We start from the raw sequence: 21,116 nt of genomic DNA, 5'->3' as shown, positions 1-21,116 counted from the left end.
TGGTCCCGGAGCCGGCCCGGCCCGAGGTGATCGGTTCTGCCCCGCCCGCGGCGACCGGCCCCGTGGTGCGGGCCGTCACCGGTTCCGCTCCGCCCGCCACGGCAGCTCGGCGGTCACCCGGGTCGGGCCGCCGGCCGGTGAGTCCACCACCAGGATCCCGTCCACCGCGTCCAGCCGCTCCGTCAGGCCGGCCAGCCCGGAACCCTCCGGCACCTCGGCGCCGCCCACGCCGTTGTCCACCACCTGCAGCATCAGCCGGTTCTCCGTCCGCCACACCTCCACGGCCGCCCAGGTCGCCCGCGCGTGCTTGCTGATGTTCTGCAGCAGTTCCGAGACGGTGAAGTAGGCGATGCCCTCGATGGCCGGCGCGGGCCGCTCCGTCAGGTCCACCTCCACCTGCACCGGGACCGTGCACCGGGAGGCCACCGCCGACAGCGCCGCGTCCAGGCCCCGGTCGGTCAGCACCGCCGGATGGATGCCGCGGGCCAGGTCCCGCAACTCCTGCAGCGCCGTCTTCACCTCGCCGTGCGCCTCGTCCACCATCTGCGCCGCCACCCGCGGATCCTCCCGCAGCTTCTCCCTGGCCAGCCCCAGGTCCATCGCCAGCGCCACCAGCCGGGCCTGCGCCCCGTCGTGCAGGTCGCGTTCGATGCGCCGCAGGTCCGCCGCCGCCGTGTCCACCACGACCCCGCGGCCCGACTCCAGCTCCACCACCCGTGTGGCCAGCCGGGACGGGCCGAGCAACCCGTGCACCATCAGCCGGTCCACCATCGTCAGCGCCCGCACGATCCACGGTGTGGCGAGGGCGAACAGCAGGCCCACCAGCGTGGTCACCGTGATCTCGAACGGGTTGTCCAGATAGACCCGGTGACGGTCGTCGCCGTACAGCTGTATGCCGTCCTGCCCGGCGTACGCCGGGAAGATCCAGAACCACAGCGGATACGTCAGCAGCGACCAGCCCAGCAGCCAGACGCTCACGGTGACGGCGAAGGAGAGCACCGCCCACGGCAGGTGCAGCACCGCGTACAGCAGGGCCCGCCAGGAGGCGCCGCTCTTGAGCACGGCGCCGGTCCACGCCATGAACCCCTGCCGCTTCATCCGCAGCGGCTCGGGATCGGCCACCTCCAGGCCCAGCAGCCCGCGCGCACGTGCCCGCTCCAGGGCCCCGAACCCGCGGCAGCCGGCGAGCGCCGCCGCCAGCACCGGGACACCGAGGAACGTCACCAGCAGGCCCGCCCCCAGCGACACCATCGTGACCGCGTACACGAACAGCAGAACGCTGATCGGCAGGCTCAGCAGCACGTATCCCAGCTCGCGCCAGGTGCGCCCCTCGGCCGGTGCCCGCAGCGCGGACGGCAGCCGGTGCGGCCGCCCCCCGGCGTTCCCGGCATGTCCGGGGCCGGTGCCGAGCCCGTAACTCTGTCCGTGGTCCGTGGCCATCGGCGTCGTCCCTCTCCTCGTCCGGCGGCTGTGCTGTCGTACCTCCAGACTGCTCCGCCGCAGGTCGGCGGGCCATGGAGCGCGTCGCAGTCTTGACCGGGGGGTTTTCCCTACCTCCGGCCGCGGGCGGGCGCCCCGCCGGCCGGAGGGACGCCCTCGGCCAGGACACCGGAACGGTCCCGCCACGGCAGCTCCGCCGTCACCGTCGTCGGACCGCCCTCCGGCGAGTCCACGACGAACAGCCCGTCCACCGCGCCCAGCCGGTCGGCGAGGCCCCGCATGCCCGTCCCGCCGTCCAGGCTCGCCCCGCCGCGTCCGTCGTCCCACACCTGTACGAACAACCGTCCCTCCGACCGCCACGCGTCGACCGACGCGGACCGGGCCCCGCTGTGCTTGCTGACGTTCTGCAGCAGCTCCGAGACGGTGAAGTAGGCGATGCCCTCGATGGCGGCGGCCGGCCGCTCGCCCAGGTCGACCGTCACCGTCACCGGCACCGTGCACCGCGAGGCGACGGAGGACAGGGCGGCGTCCAGACCCCGGTCGGTCAGTACCGCGGGATGGATGCCCCGCGCCAGGTCCCGCAGCTCCTGCAACGCCAGCTTGACCTCGCCGTGCGCCTCCGCCACCATCGTCGCCGCGGCGTCGGGATCCTCCAGGAGCTTCTCCTTGGCCAGCCCGAGCCCCATCGCCAGATTGACCAGCCGGGCCTGCGCCCCGTCGTGCAGGTCGCGTTCGATGCGCCGCAGGTCCGCCGCCGCCGTGTCGACCACCACCCCCCGGTCGGACTCCAGCTCGGCGATGCGCCGCTCCAGTTCGTCGGAGGGGGACAGCAGACCGCGCACCATCGCCCGGTCGGTGTTGGCCAGACCCCGCACGACGAACGGCAGCACCGGCCACAGCACGAACAGACCGGTCAGCGTGACGACGAAGGTGAGGATGCCCCACGGCAGCCGTATGAGCTCGTACAGGACCGTCCGCCAGCCCACGGGGTCCTTGACCGCCATCCACAGCCGCGGCCAGAACCCCATGGACCCGGAACCGTGACCGGAACCGCGCAGCGGCAGCCGGCTCGGCTCCTCCACCCGCACCCCGAGCAGCTTCCTGGCCCGCGCCCGCTCCAGCCTGCCCAGCAGCCGCGCCCCCGTCAGCCCCAGCGCGAGCAGCGGGAACCCGATCACGGTGACGGTCAGCCCGACCCCCGTGGCCAGCATGGTCACCACGTACACGAAGCCGATCAGTGATACGGGCAGGTTCGCCAGGAGGTGGGCTATCTCCCTCCAGGTGTGCGCGTCGTAGGCGAAACGGGCGGGCGGCGGGCGGTCCCCGTGCCCGGCGGCCGTTGCCGGTACTGCCGTCGGAGGCGTGCCCGGAAGCGGGAATGGTTCGGTCATGTGCCTCAGAGTGCCCGGACCCGGGGGCCCGCGCCATGAGGTGGACCGCCAGGATGCACTGAGGAAAACCCCACCCCCCGCGTGCCGTGCGGTGACAGGCTGCTTACCGTGCCTTTATCAGGGCCTAGACTCCCGTGCGTACAGATCGTCGGGACACGGGCCAGGGAGTGAGGGGCGGACGTGCGGGAACCGACCGTCGGCGACACGACCGTCGTCTTCGAGGTGGAGACCGTGGCGGGCGGTGCGACGGACTACTTCCAGTCCTACTCGGCCGTGGGACTGCTGGGTGTGGTCGGACTGCTCTTCGTCGCCGTCGCCTTCGGGGCGGGACGCCTGCTGCGGCCCGTGGTCCCCACCCCCGAGAAGCTCCTGACGTACGAGTGCGGGGTCGACCCCGTCGGCGAGGGCTGGGCCCACACCCAGGTGCGCTACTACGTCTACGCCTTCCTCTACGTGATCTTCGCCGTCGACTCGATCTTCCTCTTCCCGTGGGCGACCGTCTTCGCCGCCGACGGCTACGGCGCGACCACCCTCGTGGAGATGTTCATCTTCCTCGGCTTCCTCGCCGTGGGCCTGCTGTACGCATACAAGAAGGGCGTCCTGACATGGACGTGACCCCCTCGACCCCCTCGACCCCCGCCGCCCCGTCGGGCTCCGGGCCGGTCCCGCTGCCGGAACCGAAGCGGCTCGGCGCGCTCGCCCGGCTGGCTCCCGAGCCGATGAAGGTGGTCCTCAACTGGGGCCGCCGCTACTCGCTCTGGGTCTTCAACTTCGGCCTCGCCTGCTGCGCGATCGAGTTCATCGCCGCGTCGATGGCCCGGCACGACTTCATCCGCCTCGGCGTCATCCCCTTCGCGCCGGGTCCGCGCCAGGCCGACCTGATGGTCGTCTCCGGCACGGTCACGGACAAGATGGCGCCCGCGGTGAAGCGCCTGTACGAGCAGATGCCCGAGCCGAAGTACGTCATCTCCTTCGGCGCGTGCAGCAACTGCGGCGGCCCGTACTGGGACTCCTACTCCGTCACCAAGGGCGTGGACCAGATCATCCCGGTCGACGTCTACGTCCCCGGCTGCCCGCCCCGGCCCGAGGCACTGCTCCAGGGGATCCTGAAGCTCCAGGAGAAGATCGCACGGGAATCGCTGGGGGAGCGGTACGCATCCGGCCCCGGCACCGCTTCCGGCACGGCACGCCCGTCGGCGGCGGCCCTGCGCAGCGGGCTGGTCCAGCCGCCCGCGACGGGCCGGCCCGGCGAAGGGGAGGACCGATGACAACGGTCGGCTGGCTCCCCGCCGACGCCGGGGAACTGTTCGGTGCGCAGGCCACGGCGGAGGAGTCGTACGGCGTCCTGACCGTCGACGTACCGCCGGCCTCCTGGATCTCCGCACTGGAGAGTGCGCGCGACCGCGTCGGCTGCACCTTCTTCGACTGGCTGAGCGCGGTCGACGAACCGGGCACGGGGTTCCGCGTCACGGCCCATGTCGCCGCCCTGTCCCCGGTACGACGCCTGCTGCTGCGCACCACGGTGCCGCACGAGGCCCCGGTGCTGCCGTCCGCCGTGGGCGTCTACGCGGGCGCCGCCTGGCACGAACGCGAGACGCACGAGATGTTCGGCGTCGACTTCACGGGCCACCCGGCCCTGGACCACCTGCTCCTGCCGGACGGCTTCGAGGGCCACCCGCTGCGCAAGGACTTCGTCCTCGCGGCGCGTGTCGCCAAGGCCTGGCCGGGCGCGAAGGAGCCCGGCGAATCCGAGCACGGCGGCCCCAAGCGCCGCCAGATGCTGCCCCCGGGCGTCCCCGACCCGAACGAGTGGGGTCCGCTGAAGGGCCAGCTCCCCCCGGCCCCGGCCCGCCCGGCACGAGGTGCCGGCAGGGCGGCGGCGGGCGCGGCGCGCGCGGCCGGGGAACCCCCTGCACCACCGGGCGCGGCGGGCGACCGCCCGCCGCGCCGCTCGCGTACGGCGGCCGGGGGTTCGGCCAGTCAGGCGGCTGCTGCCGGGGGGAGCCCCGGGGCGGCCACGCCGTCGGAGCCGGCCGCCGCTCCCGCGCGGCGTGCGCGCAGCGCGGGCGGGGGATCGGCGTCGCAGCGTTCCGGCACCCCCGCCCCCGGTGGACCCCGACGGACGCGCACCGCGTCCGAGGGATCCGCGAGCCGACGCGCCGCGTCGGACGCGGCGGCGTCGGACGACACCGCGGCGCCGGACGACACCGCGGCGGCGGGTGGCGACCCGGCCGCCGTGCCCACCGAGGAGCGGCCCGCCCACGGGCCCACCGCCCCACCACGCAGCCCGGACGCCCCCTGGCACCACGCCCGCCCGGCCTTCAGTCCGCCCGAACCGGGCTCCGAACCCGAGCCCGGCTCCAACCCCGAACCCGAGCCCGGCTCCGGGTCCGGCGTCCGGCCGGAGACCGCCGGTGACGGTTCCGGGACGACCCCGAAGCCCGAGGATCCCGCAGGAGGCCCGCGGTGAACGACGTGCTCGACGTCGCCCTGCGACTCCTGGTCGTGTTCGTCGTCTTCCTCACCTTCCCCCTGATCGTGGGTCAGACCGAACACAAGGTGATGGCCCACATGCAGGGCCGCCTCGGCCCGATGTACGCGGGCGGATTCCACGGCTGGGCCCAGCTCATCGCCGACGGCGTGAAGTTCGCGCAGAAGGAGGACGTGGTCCCGGCCGGCGCGGACCGCCGCATCTTCCAGCTGGCCCCCGCCGTCGCCCTCCTGCCCTACCTCCTCGTCCTGCTCGCCATCCCGATCGGCCCGGGCGAGGGCGCCGTCGGCCAGGTCCTGGACGCCGGCGTGTTCTTCGTCCTGGCGGTCATGGGTGTGGGCGTCCTCGGCTCGCTCATGGCCGGCTGGGCGTCGGCCAACAAGTTCTCCCTCCTCGGCGGCCTGCGCACCGCCGCGCAGCTCCTCGCCTACGAACTGCCGATGCTGCTCACCGCGGCCTCGGTGGCGATGGCGGCCGGCACGGTCTCCCTCGTCGGCATCCTCGACGCGTTCGAGTGGTGGTGGCTGCCCTGGCAGATCACCGGCGCCCTGGTCTTCTTCACCGCCGGCCTCGCCGAACTCCAGCGCCCGCCGTTCGACATGCCGGTCGCCGACTCGGAGATCATCTTCGGCGCGTACACCGAGTACACCGGTCTGCGCTTCGCGCTCTTCCTCCTCGCCGAGTACGCCGGGATCGTCGTCCTGTGCGGCCTGACCACCGTCCTCTTCCTGGGCGGCTGGCACGGCCCCTGGGGTGCCGACGGGCTCGGCTGGGTGTGGACCCTGCTGAAGGCCGCGGTCCTCGCCTTCGTCGTCATCTGGCTCCGCGTCACCTACCCCCGGCTGCGCGAGGACCAGCTCCAGAAGCTCTCCTGGACGCTCCTCGTCCCCCTCTCCCTCGCTCAGATCGCCCTCACCGGCATCGTCAAGGTGGTGTTTCTCTAGTGGCCCCGATTCCCGGCTCCGGCCTGGCCAAGGGCCTGGCCGTCACCCTGCGGACGATGACGAGGAGGTCCGTCACCGACCAGTACCCCGAGACCCAGCCCGACCTCCCGCCCCGCACCCGCGGTGTGATCGGCCTGTTCGAGGAGAACTGCACGGTCTGCATGCTGTGCGCCCGCGAGTGCCCCGACTGGTGCATCTACATCGACTCCCACAAGGAGACGGTGCCGGCGGCCACCCCCGGCGGCCGCGAGCGCAGCCGCAATGTCCTCGACCGCTTCGCCATCGACTTCTCCCTGTGCATGTACTGCGGTATCTGCATCGAGGTCTGTCCCTTCGACGCCCTGTTCTGGTCGCCCGAGTTCGAGTACGCCGAGACCGACATCCACGACCTCACCCACGAGCGCGACAAGCTCCGCGAGTGGATGTGGACCGTCCCGGCGCCGCCCGCCCTCGACCCCGGCGCCGAGGAGCCGAAGGAACTCGCCGCCGCCCGCAAGACCGCCGACAAGCTCGCCGCCGCCCGGGCCGAACCGCGGGAGGAGGAGTCGTGACCCTCGCCGCAGCCGCGGGAACGGCCGCGCACGCCACGACGACCACCGCCGCGGGGCCCCACGGCTTCCTCTCCCCGACCGGGGTCGAGATCGCCTTCCTCCTCGTCGGCCTGGTCACCCTCGGGGCCGCCGTCATCACCGTCACCACCCGGCAACTGGTGCACGCCGCCCTGTGGCTGGTGGTGGCCCTCGGTGGCCTGGCCGTCGAATACCTCCTGCTCACGGCCGAGTTCATCGCCTGGGTACAGGTCCTCATCTACGTCGGTTCCGTCGTCGTCCTCCTCCTGTTCGGGCTCATGCTCACCAGGGCACCCATCGGCCGCTCACCGGACGCCGACTCCGGCAACCGCCGGGTCGCCCTCACCGTGGCCGCCGCCGCCGCGACCGCCCTCGTCTGGGTGGTCGTCGACGCCTTCCGCACCACCTGGATCGATCTGGACGGCGCCCCCGCCGGCTCCACCGACGTGACCGGCGCGAGCCTCTTCCAGCACTGGGTCCTCCCCTTCGAGGCCCTCTCCGTCCTCCTCCTCGCCGCCCTCGTCGGCGCGATCGTCCTGTCCCGCAAGGCCAAGGCCGCCACCTCGGTCACCGCCCCGGGCACCCCCGGCGCCACGGACACCCGGCGCGGCAGGGAAGGGACCCGCTGATGCACCTCGCCTATCCCGCCGTCCTGTCCGCCCTCCTCTTCTGCACCGGTCTGTACGGCGTCCTCGCCCGCCGCAACGCGATCCTGGTCCTGATGTCGGTCGAGCTGATGCTCAACGCCGTCAACCTGAACCTGGTCGCCTTCGACGTCTGGCTCAGCCGGACCGCCGAGGAGACGCTGCACTCCGGCCAGGCCCTGACCCTGTTCACCATCGCCATCGCCGCCGCCGAGATCGGCATCGGCCTGGCGATCGTCCTCGCCGTGTACCGCAACCGCGGCACCTCGGACATCGACAGGCTCCGCGACACCGCCGAGGGCCGCGACCCCGACGGCCCCGACACCGACGTATCCGCCGGCGACGCCTCCGCGCCCCGGGCGGCCGCCGAGAAGACCGAGGCCACCGCGTGACCACCACCACCCTCGCCGTCCTCGTCCCCCTCCTGCCGTTCCTCGGTGCCGTCACCGGGCTGCTCCTGGGCCGCACGGCCCCCGGCTTCGTCCGCCCGCTCGCCGTCCTGCCGACGCTCGCCGCCCTCGCAGCGGCCGCCGTGGTCGCCGCACGCCAGGGCGGCGGCCGGGCCGTCGACGCCGCCACCGAACTCACCCCGACCGGCTCGGTCCCGATCGAACTCGCCGTGCACATCGACGGCTTCGCCGCCCTCACCGCGGTGCTCGTCGCCGCCGTCGCCACCTGCGTGCAGATCTACTCGACGGGCTACCTGCGCGACGACCCGCGCTACCCCTCCTACGCCGCCCTCGTCTCGCTGTTCACCTCCGCGATGCTCCTGGTCGTCTACTCCGGCGACCTGATGGTGCTGCTGGTCGGCTGGGAAGTCATGGGCATCTGCTCCTACTTCCTCGTCGGCCACTACTGGGAGACCCCCGAGGCACGCGCCGCCTCCCTCAAGGCCTTCCTTGTCACCAAGCTCGGCGACGTCCCCTTCCTCATCGGCCTGTTCGCGCTCGCCACCGCCGCCGGGTCCTTCCGCATCACCCGGATCCTCGGCGCCCTCGCCGACGGAGGCATCGAACACCCCACCCTGATCGCCCTGCTGCTCCTGGCCGGCGTCGCCGGCAAGTCGGCGCAGTTCCCGCTGCACACCTGGCTCCCCGACGCGATGGCCGGCCCGACCCCCGTCTCCGCACTGATCCACGCCGCGACGATGGTCGCCGCCGGTGTCTACTTCATCGCCCGCCTCCTACCGCTCTTCGAGGCCTCCCGGGCCGCGATGACCGTCCTCGCCGTCATGGCCGCCGTGACCATGACCGGCTCCGCCCTCGCCGCCCTCGCCCAGGACGACATCAAGCGCGTCCTCGCCTACTCGACGATCGGTCAGCTCGGCTACATGACCGGCGCCCTCGCCGTCGCCGACCGCGGAGCCGCCGTCTTCCACCTCCTCTCCCACGGCGCCTTCAAGGCCCTGCTGTTCCTCGCGGCCGGCGCGATCATCCACGCCGCCGGCACCAACTCGCTGGCCGCCATGTCCCGCATGAGCGACCTGCGCGACCGCGTCCCCGACGCCTACTGGACGATGACCGTGGCGCTCCTCGCACTCGCCGCGATCCCGCCGTTCAGCGGCTTCTTCTCCAAGGAGGCCGTCCTCGGCGTCGCCGAACACGCCGTCACCGGCCACACCGGGAACACCCCCGCCGCGGCGGCCTGGACCGTCCTCCTCGCCGGACTGCTCACCGCCCTGCTCACCGCGGCGTACGCGACGCGCCTGTGGCTGCTGGCCTTCCGCGGCCACGGCACCCGGGCACCCGACCACGGCAGGCAGCCGCTGCCGATGACCGCGGTGCTGTGGGTGCTCGCCGTCCCGTCCCTGGCACTCGGCGGTCTCGCCTTCCGCGCGCTGCCGGACTGGTTCGACGGCCACGACCTCACCCCGACGCCCACCACCTCCGTGCTCGGCACGGGCGTGGCCCTGGCCGGCGGCATCGTCACCTACGCGGCCTGGCGCCACCTCACCGCACGCGCCGTCCGCGTCCCCCTCGGCGCCGTCGCCGCCCATCCCGAAGGCGGGGCCGCACGGGTCGAGGCGGAAGCCGTCGCCGGCCACGAACCGGCCTACGGAGACATCGCGTCCGCGCCCGACCCGTCGGACCCCGGGCGACTGCTGCTCGGCCCACTGCACCGCCACGCGGCCGCCGGCTTCCACCTCGACGCCGTCTACACGGCCCTCTTCGTCCGCCCGGTCCGCGCCGGCGCGAGCCTCGTCCGGTTCCTCGACCGCGAGGTCGTCGAGACCTACGTACGCGGCGCGGGAAACCTGCCCCGCTGGCTGGGCACCGCCGTGCGACGGGCCCAGACCGGCAATCTGCAGACCTATGTGAGCGCGCTGCTCGCCGGCACCGTCGTCCTCGCGGTCGCCGCCGTCCTCGTCGCCACGGGAGCGTGAGCAGGCGTGATCGATATCAACGAGTCCGTGATGCAGTTCCTCCTGGCGTTCCTCGTCGTGGGCCCGCTCCTCGGCGCCGCCGCCGCTCTCCTGCCGGCCCCGCCCGGACTGAAGGGGAGGTCACCCGAGCAGGCCGTGCTGCGGCACGGCGTGACCGTGACCGGCGCGGTCCTCGTCGCCGCGATCGCCCTCGCGCTCGGCTTCGACCACGACCAGCCCTCGAAGATGCAGGCCACGACCGACATCAGCTGGATCCCCGCACTCGACGTGCGGATCCACCTCGGCACCGACGGCATCTCCCTCCCCCTCCTGGTCCTCACCGCGCTGCTGACCTTCCTCAGCGCCCTGTACTCGTACTCCAAGCCGCCCGCGGGCCCCTCCCCGAAGGCCTTCGTCGCCCTGCTGCTCGTCCTCGAGTCCGGCACCCTGGCGACCTTCGCCGTCCTCGACCTGATCCTGTTCTTCCTCGCCTTCGAGACGGTCCTCGTCCCGATGTACTTCCTCATCGCCCGCTGGGGCGGCGAGGGCCGCACCGAGGCCGCCTGGAGGTTCATCCTCTACACGCTGCTCGGCTCCGTGGTCATGCTGCTCGGCCTGCTCCTGATCGGTATCAAGGCGGGCACGTTCGACATGGTGGCACTCACCACTGACAACGGCCGGTCACTGACCACGTCCGTGCAGGTCGTCGCCGTACTGGCGATCGGGGTCGGGCTCGCGGTCAAGACCCCGATGTGGCCGCTGCACAGCTGGCTGCCCGACGCCCACACCGCCGCGCCGACCGTCGGCTCGGTGCTGCTCGCCGGCGTCCTGCTGAAGATGGGCACGTACGGGTTCGTCCGCATCCTGCTCCCCGCCGCACCGGACGGCCTGCGCACCTTCGCGCCGTACCTCGCCGCCTTCGCCGTCGTCGGCGTCATCTACGGATCCCTCGCCTGCCTGGCCCTCGCCCGGCGGGGAGCGAGGGGCGACCTCAAACGCCTCATCGCCTACTCGTCCGTCGGCCACATGGGCTTCGTCCTGCTCGGCATCGCCACCATGACCCCGACCGGCGTCAACGGCGCCCTGTTCGCCAACGTCGCCCACGGCCTCATCACCGGCCTGCTCTTCTTCCTGGTCGGCGCCCTCAAGGACCGCACCGGCAGCACCGACCTGGACACCCTCGCCGAGCAGACCGGCGCCGCCCTCTACGGCCGGGCGCCGCGCCTGGGAGGCCTGCTCGCCTTCGGTGCCGTCGCCTCACTCGGCCTGCCCGGCCTCGCCGGGTTCTGGGGCGAGATGCTCGCGCTGTTCGGCGCCTTCGACCCCGCCGACGGCCTCAGCCGCCCCGCCTTCCTCACCTTCATGGCGATCGGCGCGTTCGGCACCCTGCTGACCGCCGCCTACCTGCTGATCGTGGTCCGCCGGGTCTGCATGGGCGCCGTACCCCGGGACGCCGCGCACCTCTCCGACGTGCGCGGCTACGAGTTCGCGGCCTGGACCCCGCTCGTCGTCCTCACCGTCGTCGCCGGGCTGTGGCCGGGGGCCCTCCTCGGGCTCACCGACCCGGCCGTGCAGCAGCTCCTCGCAGGAGGCACCCGATGAGCTCCCTCGTCCAGTCCGTCGACTGGCTGGCCATCGCGCCACCGGCCATCGCGGCGGTCGTCGGACTCGTCGTCCTCGTCGCCGACCTGTTCGTCGACGAGGCCCGCAAGCCGCTCCTCGGCCGGCTCTCGGTGGCCGGACTCGGCGCCGCCACGCTGATGCTGCTGCCCCTCCTCGACGCGGACCGCAGCACGTTCTGCCTGGCCGCAGACGCCGGAGTGTGCAGCTACACCGCGGACCGCTTCACCCTCGTCATCCAGCTCCTGGTGCTCGGCGGCGCCTTCCTGGCCGCCCTGCTGTCCGTCACCGCCCTCAAGGACGAGCGCAAACGGCTCCCCGAAGGCGAGTACTGGTTCCTGTTCCTCTCCTCCGCGGCCGGCGCGGCCCTCCTGCCCGCCTCCCGCGACCTCGCGACCCTGATCGTCGCGCTGGAGGTCGCCTCCCTGCCCGCCTTCGCCCTGGTCGGCCTCCGGCACGGCGACCGCAGGTCCGCCGAAGCGGCCCTGAAGTTCTTCCTGTCCTCCGTCACCGCCACCGCGGTCAGCCTGATGGGCGTCAGCTTCGTCTACGCCGCCACCGGCACCCTCCACCTCACCCTGATCGCCGAGCGCATCCAGGACGTCGACGGACAGCTCCACACCCTCGCCCAGACCGGCGTCGTCCTCACCCTCGTCGGCTTCGCCTTCAAGACGGCCGCCGTCCCCTTCCACTTCTGGGTGCCCGACACCTACGTGGGCGCCCCCCTGCCGATCGCCGCCTACCTGTCCGTCATCGGCAAGGCCGTCGGCTTCTCCGGCCTGATCCTCGTCACGGTCGTCGCCCTCCCGTCGTACGCCGACGTCTGGGGGCCGGCCCTCGCCGTCCTGGCCGCCCTCACCATGACCGTCGGCAACGTCGGCGCCCTCCGGCAACAGGCCGCGCGCGCGTACAGCGCGGTCCGTCTCCTCGCCTGGTCGTCCGTCGGCCAGGCCGGCTACCTCCTGGTGCCGGTCGCCGCCGCCGCGTACTCCGGCGACGCCGAGAAGTCGATCGGCTCCACCCTCGCCTACGCGCTCATGTACGGAGCGGTGAACCTCGGCGCCTTCGCGGTGGCCGCCGTGGTGGGCCGCGCCCACCGCCGCAACCGCGTCGCCGACTACCGCGGCCTGTACGCCTCCAGCCCCCTCACAGCGCTCCTGATGGGCTTCTTCCTGCTCTGCCTGGCCGGACTCCCGCCGGGCGTCATCGGCCTCTTCGCGAAGGTCACCGTGTTCTCCGCGGCCGTGGACGCCGGACTCGGCTGGCTCGCCGTCGTCATGGCCGTCAACGTCGTCGTCGCGCTGGTCTACTACCTCCGGTGGACCGCCCTGCTGTTCCGCGCCCCCGAGGGCGAACCCGTCCGGCACCGCCCCACCGCGCCCCTCACCGCCGCGATCGCCCTGACCGGCGTCCTCGGCATCGTCCTGTCCGGCGCGCCCCAGCTCGTCCTGCGTTTCACCGACACCGGGCTCTTCTGAGAGGCCGGCCCGTCCCCGTCCGTCCGAAGGGCCGGGCCGCCCTCCCCCGCACCCGGCGGAATCACGCGGCGCCCCGCGCGTGGGTGACCGTCCGAGAAGGCCATCACCCGGACGGTCCACCCGCGCCCTCGCGCGGCCGGGGGAACTCGTGCCCCCCGCCTGACGTTGACCGATACGGGAGAGTCCACCGGACGTGGCACCACGAAACCAGTGGACAACGCAGGTCAGAAGGAAGAACAGCAAGCAAGGGTTCCCCTGCCGCACGATTTGGAGGGCGTACCGTGCACCGCCGGCACAACGGGCTCAGGACCGCGGTCCTCCTCGGGGGACTGTCCGCGCTCATCATCGGCATCGGCAGTTTCTTCGGCCGCACGGGGCTCGTCGTCGCCGTCCTGACCGCGCTGGGCACCAACGCGTACGCGTACTGGAACAGCGACAAGCTGGCTCTACGCGCGATGCGTGCCCGCCCGGTGAGCGAGTTCGAGGCCCCGGGGCTGTACCGCATGGTCCGCGAGCTCTCCACCCAGGCCCGCCAGCCCATGCCCCGCCTGTACATCTCCCCCACGGAGGCACCCAACGCCTTCGCCACCGGCCGCAACCCGCGCAATGCCGCGGTGTGCTGCACCGAAGGCATCCTGCGCCTCCTCGACGAGCGCGAGCTGCGCGGCGTCATCGGCCACGAACTCAGCCACGTCTACAACCGCGACATCCTCATCTCCTCCGTCGCGGGCGCCCTCGCCTCCGTGATCATGTTCCTGGTCAACTTCGCCTGGCTGATCCCGATCGGCCGCTCCGACGACGACGACGGCCCCGGCCTCCTGGGCATGCTGCTCATCATGATTCTCGGCCCGCTCGCCGCGACCCTCATCCAACTGGCCGTCAGCCGCTCCCGGGAGTACGCGGCCGACGCCTCGGGCGCCCAGCTCACCGGCGATCCACTGGCCCTGGCCGGCGCGCTGCGCAAGCTGGAACACGGCACCAAGCGGCTGCCGTTGCCCCCCGAGCCGCGCATCGAGACGGCCAGCCACATGATGATCGCGAACCCGTTCCGCCCCGGCCAGGGGCTGTCGAGAATGTTCTCCACCCACCCGCCGATGGCGGAACGCATCGCCCGGCTCGAGCAGTTGGCAGGTCACCAAGAGTGAAGACCATCCTGAACCTCATATGGCTCGTCTTCAGCGGCTTCTGGCTCTTCCTCGGCTACATGGTCGCGGGCGTGCTGCTGTGCATCACGATCATCGGCATCCCCTTCGGCGTCGCCGCGTTCCGCATCGGCGTCTACGCCCTGTGGCCCTTCGGGTACACGGCCGTCGAACGCCGGGACGCCGGAGCCCCCTCCTTCATCGTGAACGTGCTGTGGCTGCTCCTCGCCGGCTGGTGGCTGGCGCTCGGTCACATCGTCACCGGCGTCCTCCTGTGCGTGACCGTCATCGGAATCCCGCTCGGCATCGCCAACTTCAAGCTGATCCCGGTCTCACTGTTCCCGCTGGGCCGCGAGATCGTACGGACGGACCGGCAGTTCGCCCCGGGCCGGTGAGGCGGGGCAGGCGCAGGGCCGCGTCCGCCGGCCAGGTCGTGACCCGGGGGCCGTCCACAGGGCGGAGGCGCCGTCCACGGGCCCGCGCTCGTCCGTGGCGGTCCGCGTCGTGAACCCGGCCGCCCCGCGCGCGGGTGACGTCCCTCATGGTGCGAGCACGGCGGGAAAGGGCAGGTACACCGCATGACGATCATCAGCTGGATCATCCTGGGACTGCTGGCCGGAGCGGTGGCGAAGTTCCTGCTGCCGGGCCGCGACCCGGGCGGCCTCGTCGGCACGACCCTCATCGGTGTCGCCGGCGCGTTCATCGGCGGCTGGATATCGGCCCGTTGGCTCGACCACCCGATCACCAGGGACTTCTACGACGGCACCACCTGGGCCGCCGCGATCGGCGGCTCGCTCCTGCTCCTGATCGCCTACCGCCTGCTGTTCGGCCACTCGCGCGACTGACCGCGCACCGCGCCGCACCCGGCGTCCGCGGCCGCCGGGTGAGAAGGGCGGGCACCCCACGGATGCCCGCCCCTCCTCGTGCCCGTGCGGCGCGCGAACGCCACCCGGTTCCCGCCTCCGGGGGCGGGACCTACCGGTAGTTCACGAACTGCAGGGCGAAGTCGAGGTCCTTGCCCTTCAACAGGGCGATGACGGCCTGCAGGTCGTCACGGTTCTTGGAGCTGACCCGCAGCTCGTCGCCCTGCACCTGGGCCTTCACGCCCTTCGGCCCCTCATCACGGATGATCTTCGCGACCTTCTTCGCGTTCTCCTGGGAGATGCCCTCCTCGATCGACGCGAAGATCTTGTACTCCTTGCCCGAGAGCTGGGGCTCGCCCGCGTCCAGGGCCTTCAGGGAGATGCCCCGCTTGATCAGCTTGGACTGGAAGACGTCGAGGACGGCCTTCACCCGGTCCTCGGAGTTCGCCTCCATGAGGATCTTCTCCCCGGACCACGAGATCGAGGCACCCACGCCCTTGAAGTCGTAGCGCTGCGAGATCTCCTTGGCGGTCTGGTTGAGGGCGTTGTCGACCTCCTGCCGCTCGACCTTCGAGACGATGTCGAAACTGGAGTCGGCCATGTCCTGTGGCTCCTTGTATCGGGGTGCGTATCGGGCTGCGCGCCGGACGCGTACCGGCGTACCTGAGGCGGCCCCGGCGCCCGTCCTCGGTCCCGGGCCGCATCCGGACCAGCCTAGTCACCCCCGACCCCGCGGGTGGCGATCAATCGGGTGGCGAAGCACCCCTGCCCATCGGGTATTGTTTACGTCGTTGCCACGGAGCACCGCCGAAAGGCGGTACGAAGGCAGCAACCCCGGCGGTGTGCCCGAGCGGCCAAAGGGAGCAGACTGTAAATCTGCCGGCTCAGCCTTCCCAGGTTCGAATCCTGGCGCCGCCACACTGGGGAAGACCCCCTTCGAACTGCGGAAACGCGGTTCGAAGGGGGTCTCTTCGTGTTCGCGGGCGAGGGCGTCGAGGCACACTGGCCCCATGTCGTCCCGCCGCCGCCACTGTCCCGTATGCCGCCGAGAGATCGCCGTCGTCGCCGGCCGCTACGCGCGTCACGATCCGCCCGGCGCCCGGGGGAGCGGGGAACTCACCTCATGCCCCGGGTCGCGCCGGCAGGCCCGGCTCGGAGGTGCGGAACAGCCCTCGCTGGACGGTTACGTGGTACCGGACTTCCCGGGCCAGATGCCCCTGTTCTAGCGCCGCCCGCCTCTGCCGTCGCCCGGGCCGTCCGGGCCGGAACCCCGTCCCGCCGTCCCGTATCCCCAGGCCGGGCCGAGGGGTGCTCAGTTGCCCGCCACCGACTTCACGGCCACCGACACCGGCGCGGTACCGCCGATGAGTTCCAGGGTCAGGCCGGCCGTCGCGGGGGTGTCCACCAGCTCCGCCAGCACGGCCGCCACGTCGTCGCGCGGGACCGGGCCGCGGCCCGTGTGGGCCTCCAGCCGGACCAGGCCGGTGCCGGCGTCGTCGGTGAGCTGACCCGGCCGCAGGATCGTCCAGTCCAGGGCGTCCAGGCCGCGCACGTACGCGTCCGCCTCGCCCTTGGCGCGCAGGTACACGTCGAAGACCTCGTCGCCCTCGTGCGCCGGATCCGCGCCCATGGACGACACGACCACGAAACGCCGTACGCCCGCGCGGACGGCGGCATCGGCGAAGAGGACCGCCGCGGCCTTGTCCACCGTCTCCTTGCGGTCCACGCCGCTGCCCGGACCCGCGCCCGCCGCGAACACCGCCGCGTCCGCGCCCTCCAGCCGTCGCGCGACCTCCTCCACCGACGCCGACTCCAGGTCGAGGACGACCGGTTCGGCGCCCAGCCGGCGCAGCTCGTCGGCCTGTTCGGGCTTGCGGATGACGCCCGCCGCCTCGTCCCCGCGCGCGGCGAGCAGCCGCTCCAGCCGCAGCGCGATCCGACCATGACCACCAGCGATGACAATGCGCATCCTCCGACCGTACGCCCGGACCCCCGCATCCGCCGCACGGCTCGCACGCCGGCGGGCGCTGCAGCGCCCGCACGCACCCCTCACGGCGCCCCGCAGCGCCCCTGCCGCGGCAGCTCCGGATCCACCGCCGCCGGACCGGGGTACTCCCGCACCGCACTCGTCCGCGCCACCACCCGCCCCCCGTGCACCACGACGCGGCTGTACGCCGACGACAGGGCCGCCGGGAGCCCGTCGCCGCGCACCGCCAGCAGTTCGGCGGGGAAACCCGCCTCCACCCGCACCTCGGGCAGCCCCATGGCGGCCCGCGCCGACGTGCTCACCGCGGCGTAGGCGTCCCCGGCGGACAGACCGTGACAGGAGGCCAGCAGGTACGCCGCCTCGAGCGGGTCGCCGCGGCCCACGGGGTTCGACACGTCCCGCACGGCACCGCTCCCGGCGACCACCCGCACACCCGCCGAGCGCAACAGCCGTACCGGCGCCGTACCCCGGCCGTCCACGGCGCCGCAGCCACCCTGCGGCAGGCACGTCACCGTCACCCCGGCCGCCGCGAGCCGGTCCGCCGTCCGTCCGGCCACCTCGGCGGGCAGCCGGGCGAGACCGTCGCACGGGCCCAGGGCCACGCCCGGCCGCAACCCGCCCGCCATGGCGGCGAACCGGGCCACGCGGGCGGGATCGGCGGCGTCGGTGTGCAGGTCGACGGGGCAGCCGTGCTCGGCGGCGACCTCCAGGACCGCCTCCACGTATCCCGTGGGATCCGGGTCGAGATCCGGACAGCCGCCCACCACGGACGCGCCCATCTTCACCGCGTCCCGCAGCACCGCCAGCCCGTCCGCCCCGGCCGGCCCGGTCAGCACCCGGGGCATCGCCACCGTCGTCAGCTCGGCCAGGCCGCGCAGCGCACGCCGCGCCCGCAGTACGGCGGTCAGCGCGCCGAGACCGGCCACGTCACCCACCCGCACATGCGCCCGCAGCGCCGTCGCGCCGTGCCCGAGCTGGAGCAGCGTCGCCTCCGTCGCGCGGCGCCGGACGTCCCCGGGGTCGTACGAGACGGGGCCGGTGTCGTCCGCCGACAGCGCGGTGTCCGGGTGGGCGTGGGGTTCGGCCGGGGCCGGCAGGAGCAGATAGCCGCTGAGGTCGACCCGGGTGCCGCGGGCGCGCGTACCGTCCGCCGCCAGGCTGCCGGCCGTGCCGACCGCCTCGATCCGCCCGCCGCCCAGCCGTACGTCCACGGTCCGGCCGTCGGTGAGCCGCGCCCCGCACAGCAGGAGCGGGGCCGGGGCGGCCGGACCCGAGGACGACGACCACGAGTGGGACGGTGGCTGCGGCCGGCTGTCGGGCATCACGCTCCTGGGGATCGGGCTGCGCGCGAGGGCGCACGTCACGCTGAGACAGGATCACGCAGAGTGAGTCGAGCCTAGGACGACGGCCTGCCCGACGCCGGGAGGAGCGCAATAGTCGTACCGGCGTGGTCCGTCGCGGGCATCCGTCCCAGGACGGGACAGGGGGCCCCGAAACGGATTTGGGCGAACGGCGGCGGACCGTGTAATGTCTTCATCGCTCGCCCCAATAGCTCAGTCGGCAGAGCGTCTCCATGGTAAGGAGAAGGTCAACGGTTCGATTCCGTTTTGGGGCTCTGGTGTGTGCGGTTCCCGTCGCGAGGCGGGGCCCGACCACATCAAAGCGGTGTAGCTCAGTCGGTAGAGCAAGCGGCTCATAATCGCTGTGTCACCGGTTCAAGTCCGGTCACCGCTACAGACAGTAGCCGATTGCGGGGTCGGTCCTTCGATCGGCTACTCTTCTTTGTGTAAATACAGTCAATCCGTCCGTCAAGGAGCACTCACGTGGCTGCCACCGACGTCCGCCCGAAGATCACGCTGGCCTGCGTGGAGTGCAAGGAGCGGAACTACATCACCAAGAAGAACCGGCGTAACAACCCGGACCGTCTTGAGATGAAGAAGCACTGCCCGCGTTGCAACGCGCACACCGCGCACCGCGAAACGCGATAGAACAGGCTCGTACACGAGGCCGTCCCCCCGACCGGGGGGTCGGCCTCGTGTCGTTTCCCCACCGGTCGGCCACGATCGGGACCGGCCGGCCGCAGTCCCAGACACAGGCCGCAGTTCAGACACAGGAGGTGCCGCGCGCATGGCGCTCGACCAGTCCTTCGTGGGGCGGACCTACCCGCCCACCGAGCCCTACGAGGTGGGCCGGGAGAAGATCCGTGAGTTCGCCGAGGCGGTGGGGGACACCAACCCGGCGTACACGGACGCGGAGGCCGCCAAGGCGTTCGGCCACCCCGATGTGATCGCCCCGCCGACCTTCGTGTTCTCGATCACCTTCAAGGCCGCCGGACAGGTCGTCGCCGATCCCCGGCTCGGCCTCGACTACAACCGGGTGGTGCACGGCGACCAGAAGTTCGCCTACAACCGGCCGGTGCGCGCCGGTGACCGGCTCACCGTCACCTCGACCATCGAGAAGATCCGGTCGATGGCGGGCAACGAGGTGCTGGACATCCGCGGCGAGGTGCACGACCAGCACGGCGAGCACGTCGTGACCGCCTGGACCAAGCTCGTGGCCCGTGCGGCCGAGGAGGCGTGAGCGACATCATGACGGCGACCATCTCCTACGCCGACGTCGAGGTCGGCACCGAGCTGCCCGCGCGGACCTTCCCCGTGACCCGGGCCGCCCTCGTCCAGTACGCGGGCGCGTCCGGCGACTTCAACCCCATTCACTGGAACGAGAGGTTCGCGAAGGAGGTCGGCCTGCCCGACGTCATCGCGCACGGCATGTTCACCATGGCCGAGGCGATCCGCGTGGTGACCGACTGGGTGGGCGACCCGGGCGCGGTCGTCGAGTACGGCGTCCGCTTCACCAGGCCGGTCGTCGTCCCCGACGACGACCAAGGCGCCACCATCGAGGTCAGCGGCAAGGTCGCGGCCAAGCTCGACGACAACACGGTCCGGGTGGACCTCATCGCGACCAGCGCCGGACAGAAGGTGCTGGGCATGTCGCGGGCGGTCGTCCGGCTCGGCTGAGCCGGCCGGACCGCGGGGGCCGGCCGCGCGGGGCGGGGCGGCCGGCGCCGTCTCGTAGTCTTGAGCCCGTGCAGGAACTCCACGACGCCCCCCTCGCCCCGCTGACCACCTTCCGCCTGGGCGGACCCGCGACCCGGCTGGTCACCGCCACCACCGACGACGAGGTGATCGCTGTCGTCCGCGACGCCGACGACAGCGGCACACCCCTGCTGATCATCGGCGGCGGCTCGAACCTGGTCATCGGCGACAAGGGGTTCGACGGCACCGCCCTCGTCATCGCCACCCGGGGCTTCACCCTGGACGGCACACGGCTGGAACTGGCCGCCGGAGAAGTCTGGACGGACGCCGTCGCCCGCACCGTGGAGGCGGGCCTGGCCGGCATCGAGTGCCTGGCCGGCATCCCCGGCTCGGCGGGCGCCACCCCGATCCAGAACGTCGGCGCGTACGGCCAGGAGGTCTCCGCCACCATCACGGAGGTCGTCGTCTACGACCGCCGGGCCCGCGAGACCGTCGTCCTGGGCAACGAGGCGTGCGCCTTCTCCTACCGCCACAGCCGCTTCAAGGCCGAGCCCGAGCGCTACGTCGTCCTGCGCGTGCGCTTCGGCCTGGAGGACGCGGGCGGCCTCTCCGGCCCCGTCAAGTACGCCGAGACGGCCCGCGTCCTCGGGGTCGCGCCCGGCGACCGGGTACCGCTGGCCACGGCCCGCGAGACGGTCCTGACGCTCCGCGCCGGCAAGGGCATGGTCCTGGACCCCGCCGATCACGACACCTGGTCGGCGGGCTCGTTCTTCACCAACCCGATCCTCACGGACGAGGACTTCACGGCCTTCCGCGCACGTGTGCGCGAGCGGCTCGGCGAGGGCGTGGAGCCTCCCGCCTACCCGGCGGGCGAGGGCCGCACCAAGACCTCCGCGGCCTGGCTGATCGACAGGGCCGGCTTCACCAAGGGCTACGGCCACGGCCCGGCCCGCATCTCCACCAAGCACACCCTCGCCCTCACCAACCGGGGAGAGGCGACCACCGAGGACCTGCTCGCGCTCGCCCGGGAGGTCGTCGCCGGCGTACGCGGGGCCTTCGGCATCACCCTGGTCAACGAACCGGTCACCGTGGGCGTGAACCTGTAGCGGCCGCGGCCCGGCGGCGGGCGTCCCCGACGGGGTCCCGGCGT

General features: G+C 72.6%; 23 protein-coding genes and 3 tRNA genes. 21 read left to right on the top strand and 5 right to left on the bottom strand.

Features of this window, described 5'->3' with window-relative positions; translation table 11 throughout:
- Positions 1-75: 75 nt before the first annotated feature.
- Both ACF07S_RS03640 and ACF07S_RS03635 read right to left on the bottom strand, forming a co-directional pair.
- Complete coding sequence (locus ACF07S_RS03640) at positions 76-1,440, bottom strand: sensor histidine kinase (RefSeq protein WP_391973319.1); 1,365 nt, start codon at positions 1,438-1,440, stop codon at positions 76-78.
- A gap of 110 nt (positions 1,441-1,550) precedes the next feature.
- Positions 1,551-2,831 carry a sensor histidine kinase gene (locus tag ACF07S_RS03635; RefSeq protein WP_391973318.1) on the bottom strand — a complete coding sequence of 427 codons (1,281 nt, stop codon included), beginning with the start codon at positions 2,829-2,831 and terminating at the stop codon, positions 1,551-1,553.
- Between the two features lie 180 nt (positions 2,832-3,011).
- On the opposite strand from ACF07S_RS03635, the gene ACF07S_RS03630 reads away from it, so the two are divergent.
- From ACF07S_RS03630 to ACF07S_RS03570, 13 genes are all read left to right on the top strand, one after another.
- Complete coding sequence (locus ACF07S_RS03630; protein WP_391961852.1) at positions 3,012-3,446, top strand: NADH-quinone oxidoreductase subunit A; 435 nt, start codon at positions 3,012-3,014, stop codon at positions 3,444-3,446.
- Positions 3,437-4,099 (top strand): NADH-quinone oxidoreductase subunit B, encoded by a 663-nt coding sequence (locus tag ACF07S_RS03625; protein WP_391973317.1) that lies wholly within the window; start codon positions 3,437-3,439, stop codon positions 4,097-4,099. Before ACF07S_RS03630 ends, ACF07S_RS03625 begins: the two co-directional genes overlap by 10 nt.
- Positions 4,096-5,301 carry an NADH-quinone oxidoreductase subunit C gene (locus tag ACF07S_RS03620; protein ID WP_391973316.1) on the top strand — a complete coding sequence of 402 codons (1,206 nt, stop codon included), beginning with the start codon at positions 4,096-4,098 and terminating at the stop codon, positions 5,299-5,301. The genes ACF07S_RS03625 and ACF07S_RS03620 overlap by 4 nt, the downstream gene beginning before the upstream one ends.
- Positions 5,298-6,266, top strand: coding sequence for an NADH-quinone oxidoreductase subunit H (locus tag ACF07S_RS03615; protein WP_391961849.1), 969 nt, complete (start codon positions 5,298-5,300; stop codon positions 6,264-6,266). Before ACF07S_RS03620 ends, ACF07S_RS03615 begins: the two co-directional genes overlap by 4 nt.
- Positions 6,266-6,817, top strand: a complete 552-nt coding sequence (locus ACF07S_RS03610) for a NuoI/complex I 23 kDa subunit family protein (RefSeq protein ID WP_391961848.1) — start codon at positions 6,266-6,268, stop codon at positions 6,815-6,817. The genes ACF07S_RS03615 and ACF07S_RS03610 overlap by 1 nt, the downstream gene beginning before the upstream one ends.
- A complete protein-coding gene (locus ACF07S_RS03605; protein ID WP_391961847.1) occupies positions 6,814-7,464 on the top strand; it encodes an NADH-quinone oxidoreductase subunit J in 651 nt (216 codons plus the stop codon). Before ACF07S_RS03610 ends, ACF07S_RS03605 begins: the two co-directional genes overlap by 4 nt.
- Positions 7,464-7,871 (top strand): NADH-quinone oxidoreductase subunit NuoK, encoded by a 408-nt coding sequence (gene nuoK / locus ACF07S_RS03600; RefSeq protein WP_391961846.1) that lies wholly within the window; start codon positions 7,464-7,466, stop codon positions 7,869-7,871. The genes ACF07S_RS03605 and nuoK overlap by 1 nt, the downstream gene beginning before the upstream one ends.
- Positions 7,868-9,862, top strand: a complete 1,995-nt coding sequence (locus ACF07S_RS03595) for an NADH-quinone oxidoreductase subunit L (protein ID WP_391973315.1) — start codon at positions 7,868-7,870, stop codon at positions 9,860-9,862. The genes nuoK and ACF07S_RS03595 overlap by 4 nt, the downstream gene beginning before the upstream one ends.
- 6 nt (positions 9,863-9,868) lie before the next feature.
- Positions 9,869-11,443, top strand: a complete 1,575-nt coding sequence (locus tag ACF07S_RS03590) for a NuoM family protein (RefSeq protein WP_391961844.1) — start codon at positions 9,869-9,871, stop codon at positions 11,441-11,443.
- Positions 11,440-12,939: an NADH-quinone oxidoreductase subunit N gene (locus ACF07S_RS03585; RefSeq protein WP_391973314.1), complete on the top strand. Its 1,500-nt coding sequence runs from the start codon at positions 11,440-11,442 to the stop codon at positions 12,937-12,939. Before ACF07S_RS03590 ends, ACF07S_RS03585 begins: the two co-directional genes overlap by 4 nt.
- A 281-nt stretch (positions 12,940-13,220) precedes the next feature.
- The gene (htpX, locus tag ACF07S_RS03580) at positions 13,221-14,084 is read left to right on the top strand and encodes a zinc metalloprotease HtpX (protein ID WP_391973313.1); all 864 of its coding nucleotides are present in this window, start codon (positions 13,221-13,223) and stop codon (positions 14,082-14,084) included.
- The gene (locus ACF07S_RS03575; RefSeq protein WP_391961841.1) at positions 14,081-14,476 is read left to right on the top strand and encodes a YccF domain-containing protein; all 396 of its coding nucleotides are present in this window, start codon (positions 14,081-14,083) and stop codon (positions 14,474-14,476) included. Before htpX ends, ACF07S_RS03575 begins: the two co-directional genes overlap by 4 nt.
- Before the next feature lie 183 nt (positions 14,477-14,659).
- A complete protein-coding gene (locus ACF07S_RS03570) occupies positions 14,660-14,926 on the top strand; it encodes a GlsB/YeaQ/YmgE family stress response membrane protein (RefSeq protein WP_391961840.1) in 267 nt (88 codons plus the stop codon).
- A gap of 130 nt (positions 14,927-15,056) precedes the next feature.
- On the opposite strand, the gene ACF07S_RS03565 is transcribed toward ACF07S_RS03570, so the two are convergent.
- Positions 15,057-15,545 (bottom strand): YajQ family cyclic di-GMP-binding protein, encoded by a 489-nt coding sequence (locus ACF07S_RS03565; protein ID WP_391961839.1) that lies wholly within the window; start codon positions 15,543-15,545, stop codon positions 15,057-15,059.
- A gap of 235 nt (positions 15,546-15,780) precedes the next feature.
- Here ACF07S_RS03565 and ACF07S_RS03560 point away from each other — a divergent pair.
- Positions 15,781-15,862 (top strand) — tRNA-Tyr (locus tag ACF07S_RS03560).
- Between the two features lie 92 nt (positions 15,863-15,954).
- A complete protein-coding gene (locus tag ACF07S_RS03555; protein ID WP_391961820.1) occupies positions 15,955-16,170 on the top strand; it encodes a hypothetical protein in 216 nt (71 codons plus the stop codon).
- A gap of 86 nt (positions 16,171-16,256) precedes the next feature.
- Here the strand turns inward: ACF07S_RS03555 and ACF07S_RS03550 are convergent, their stop codons facing one another.
- Together ACF07S_RS03550 and ACF07S_RS03545 are read right to left on the bottom strand one after the other, a co-directional pair.
- Positions 16,257-16,913 carry an NAD(P)H-binding protein gene (locus tag ACF07S_RS03550; protein ID WP_391961819.1) on the bottom strand — a complete coding sequence of 219 codons (657 nt, stop codon included), beginning with the start codon at positions 16,911-16,913 and terminating at the stop codon, positions 16,257-16,259.
- Positions 16,914-16,993: 80 nt separating this feature from the next.
- The gene (locus tag ACF07S_RS03545; RefSeq protein ID WP_391973312.1) at positions 16,994-18,253 is read right to left on the bottom strand and encodes an amidohydrolase family protein; all 1,260 of its coding nucleotides are present in this window, start codon (positions 18,251-18,253) and stop codon (positions 16,994-16,996) included.
- Positions 18,254-18,473: 220 nt separating this feature from the next.
- Between ACF07S_RS03545 and ACF07S_RS03540 the strand changes: the two genes are divergently transcribed.
- The 6 genes from ACF07S_RS03540 to ACF07S_RS03515 all read left to right on the top strand — a co-directional run bounded on the left by ACF07S_RS03540 (position 18,474) and on the right by ACF07S_RS03515 (position 21,072).
- A tRNA-Thr gene (locus ACF07S_RS03540) sits at positions 18,474-18,546 on the top strand.
- A 46-nt stretch (positions 18,547-18,592) separates the two neighbouring features.
- A tRNA-Met gene (locus tag ACF07S_RS03535) sits at positions 18,593-18,665 on the top strand.
- Positions 18,666-18,754: 89 nt separating this feature from the next.
- On the top strand, positions 18,755-18,919 hold the full coding sequence (rpmG, locus tag ACF07S_RS03530; protein ID WP_003948671.1) for a 50S ribosomal protein L33: 165 nt from the start codon (positions 18,755-18,757) through the stop codon (positions 18,917-18,919).
- Positions 18,920-19,058: 139 nt separating this feature from the next.
- Positions 19,059-19,511, top strand: coding sequence for a MaoC family dehydratase N-terminal domain-containing protein (locus ACF07S_RS03525; RefSeq protein WP_391961817.1), 453 nt, complete (start codon positions 19,059-19,061; stop codon positions 19,509-19,511).
- Between the two features lie 8 nt (positions 19,512-19,519).
- Positions 19,520-19,948 (top strand): MaoC family dehydratase, encoded by a 429-nt coding sequence (locus ACF07S_RS03520; protein WP_391961883.1) that lies wholly within the window; start codon positions 19,520-19,522, stop codon positions 19,946-19,948.
- Positions 19,949-20,016: 68 nt separating this feature from the next.
- Positions 20,017-21,072, top strand: a complete 1,056-nt coding sequence (locus ACF07S_RS03515; protein WP_391973311.1) for a UDP-N-acetylmuramate dehydrogenase — start codon at positions 20,017-20,019, stop codon at positions 21,070-21,072.
- The last annotated feature ends 44 nt before the right edge of the window (positions 21,073-21,116 follow it).

The sequence above is a fragment of the Streptomyces sp. NPDC016640 genome (assembly GCF_043076215.1).
Taxonomy (GTDB): domain Bacteria; phylum Actinomycetota; class Actinomycetes; order Streptomycetales; family Streptomycetaceae; genus Streptomyces.
Note: the sequence above shows the minus strand (reverse complement) of the source record. Positions and strands in the feature narration are given on the sequence as shown.

Coding starts and splice junctions, on each gene's coding strand:
- nuoK (WP_391961846.1), top strand. CDS start 7,464: ATGCACCTCGCCTATCCCGCCGTCCTGTCCGCCCTCCTCTTCTGCACC.
- ACF07S_RS03620 (WP_391973316.1), top strand. CDS start 4,096: ATGACAACGGTCGGCTGGCTCCCCGCCGACGCCGGGGAACTGTTCGGT.
- ACF07S_RS03585 (WP_391973314.1), top strand. CDS start 11,440: ATGAGCTCCCTCGTCCAGTCCGTCGACTGGCTGGCCATCGCGCCACCG.
- ACF07S_RS03565 (WP_391961839.1), bottom strand. CDS start 15,545: ATGGCCGACTCCAGTTTCGACATCGTCTCGAAGGTCGAGCGGCAGGAG.
- ACF07S_RS03550 (WP_391961819.1), bottom strand. CDS start 16,913: ATGCGCATTGTCATCGCTGGTGGTCATGGTCGGATCGCGCTGCGGCTG.
- ACF07S_RS03545 (WP_391973312.1), bottom strand. CDS start 18,253: ATGCCCGACAGCCGGCCGCAGCCACCGTCCCACTCGTGGTCGTCGTCC.
- ACF07S_RS03625 (WP_391973317.1), top strand. CDS start 3,437: ATGGACGTGACCCCCTCGACCCCCTCGACCCCCGCCGCCCCGTCGGGC.
- ACF07S_RS03525 (WP_391961817.1), top strand. CDS start 19,059: ATGGCGCTCGACCAGTCCTTCGTGGGGCGGACCTACCCGCCCACCGAG.
- ACF07S_RS03555 (WP_391961820.1), top strand. CDS start 15,955: ATGTCGTCCCGCCGCCGCCACTGTCCCGTATGCCGCCGAGAGATCGCC.
- ACF07S_RS03570 (WP_391961840.1), top strand. CDS start 14,660: ATGACGATCATCAGCTGGATCATCCTGGGACTGCTGGCCGGAGCGGTG.
- ACF07S_RS03635 (WP_391973318.1), bottom strand. CDS start 2,831: ATGACCGAACCATTCCCGCTTCCGGGCACGCCTCCGACGGCAGTACCG.
- ACF07S_RS03640 (WP_391973319.1), bottom strand. CDS start 1,440: ATGGCCACGGACCACGGACAGAGTTACGGGCTCGGCACCGGCCCCGGA.
- ACF07S_RS03520 (WP_391961883.1), top strand. CDS start 19,520: ATGACGGCGACCATCTCCTACGCCGACGTCGAGGTCGGCACCGAGCTG.